This is a genomic window from Streptomyces sp. NPDC006208 (assembly GCF_040613775.1).
Taxonomy (GTDB): domain Bacteria; phylum Actinomycetota; class Actinomycetes; order Streptomycetales; family Streptomycetaceae; genus Streptomyces.
On sequence record NZ_JBEXSW010000135.1, the window covers coordinates 1 to 1,435 of the forward strand.

General features: G+C 68.9%; 1 protein-coding gene. It reads left to right on the plus strand.

Going from position 1 to position 1,435, the window contains the following annotated elements:
- Nucleotides 1-210 precede the first annotated feature (210 nt).
- Entirely contained in the window at nucleotides 211-1,413 is a 1,203-nt protein-coding gene (locus ABZ208_RS39040) for an IS110 family transposase (protein ID WP_356914191.1), read from the plus strand.
- Nucleotides 1,414-1,435 lie beyond the last annotated feature (22 nt).

Below are 1,435 nucleotides of genomic sequence, written 5' to 3' on the forward strand. Positions count from 1 at the left end.
TCACCGGGTCTCCGTAAGTTGTTGGGCGGCCCGGGAGGGCCGGATGTGGCTTACCGGGTCTTGCCAGTTGTGGCTCCGAAGGAGTGGCCGTCCGGCCCTCTTGGGCACCCTGGCTGCTGATTGAGATGTGCGTTTCGGTCGCTGATTACGGAGATGACAGCGGGGTGTTCCTCGGGCCGTCGGCAAGCCGTGCGGAACGAGGAGGGGCGAGTGAGTAGGCGACGGGCCCAGGTCTGGGCCGGCATCGACGCAGGCAAGGGCCACCACTGGGCGGCAGTGGTCGACGAGACCGGCGCGATCATGTGGTCGAAGAAGATCGACAACGACGAGTCGGCGATCCTGACCGCGCTTGGCGAGATCTTGGCGCTGGCTGACGGAGTTCAGTGGGCGGTGGACATCTCCGGCACGTCGTCCGCGCTGCTGCTGGCTCTGCTCGCAGCTCACGGCCAGCAGGTCGTCTATGTGCCGGGCCGCACCGTCAACCGCATGTCCGGGGCCTACCGGGGCGAGGCGAAGACTGACGCCCGCGACGCCTACGTCATCGCCGAAACCGCACGTCACCGCAGGGACTTCGCCGCGGTCGACGTGCCCGCGCAGCTCGCTGCCGATTTGTCGCTGCTGACCGCTCACCGGTCCGATCTGGTCGCCGACCGGGTGCGGATGATCAACCGGCTGCGGGACGTGATGACCGGCGTCTTCCCCGCCCTGGAGCGGGCCTTCAACTACTCCAGTCACAAGGGTGCGCTGGTGCTGCTGACCGGCTATCAGACTCCGGCAGCGATCCGCCGGCGGGGCCGGGCCAGGCTCACGGCATGGCTGGCCAACCGCAGTGTGCGCGGCGCCGACGCGGTCGCCGCGACCGCGCTGGAAGCCGCGCAGGCCCAGCAGACCGCGTTGCCCGGCGAAGACGTCGCTGCACAGATCGTGGCTGATCTCGCGGCACAGATCCTGGCGCTGGACGACCGGCTCAAACGGATCGACCAGCAGATCCGCGGGACGTTCCGCAACCATCCCCAGGCCGAGATCATCGAGTCCCTGCCCGGCATGGGCCCGATACTCGGCGCCGAGTTCGTCGTCGCCGCGGGCGACCTGACCGCCTACGCGGACGCTGGCCATCTGGCCTCGGCGGCCGGGCTGGTGCCCGTTCCACGTGACTCCGGACGCCGCACCGGCAATCTGCACCGTCCCAAACGCTACAGCCGCCGCCTGCGACGGGTGTTCTACATGTCCGCGCAGACCAGCATCATCCGCGAGGGACCGAACCGCGACTTCTACCTCAAGAAGCGCGGCGAGGGCTGCAAGCACGTCCAGGCCGTCATCGCTCTGGCCCGCCGACGAGCTGGCGTCCTGTGGGCCCTGCTGCGCGACGACCGAGTCTTCACCTCCGCCCCGCCGGCCGCGCAAGCGGCTTGACTTCGTCATTGAGACTCCTTCG